Origin of the sequence: Xenorhabdus budapestensis (assembly GCF_002632465.1) — a bacterium.
In the GTDB taxonomy this organism is placed as follows: domain Bacteria; phylum Pseudomonadota; class Gammaproteobacteria; order Enterobacterales; family Enterobacteriaceae; genus Xenorhabdus; species Xenorhabdus budapestensis.
In genome coordinates this window covers 1-246 of the sequence record NZ_NIBS01000167.1, presented here as the reverse complement: position 1 = coordinate 246, position 246 = coordinate 1, and the positions used below count along the sequence as shown (strand labels likewise).

The 246-nt window shown below is 49.2% G+C and carries 1 protein-coding gene; it reads right to left on the bottom strand.

Features of this window, described 5'->3' with window-relative positions; genetic code table 11:
- Positions 1–246, bottom strand: a 246-nt coding sequence (locus Xbud_RS19460) for a phage baseplate assembly protein (protein ID WP_422645749.1), incomplete at both ends; no start/stop codon positions are given.

The window sequence follows — 246 nt, the reverse complement described above, 5'->3', positions numbered from 1 at the left end:
GAATGCCGGTAAATGGATCGGGATCAGGGTATTGGGCGTCCACAGTGTCCCGCTGACATCCCGCCAGCTATCAACCAAGACTTTGAGTACTTTAGAGCGGCCATAACGTCGGTTCATTTCCCAGTTAATCGCGTCTTGCTGTTTTTTCCAGGTATGCAAAGTACTTTCGATAATAGTGACGTAATTGCGGTAGCGCATCTTTTCCGCTTCCGGATCTTTGGCTGTCGCAATCGTCACCACGTCATA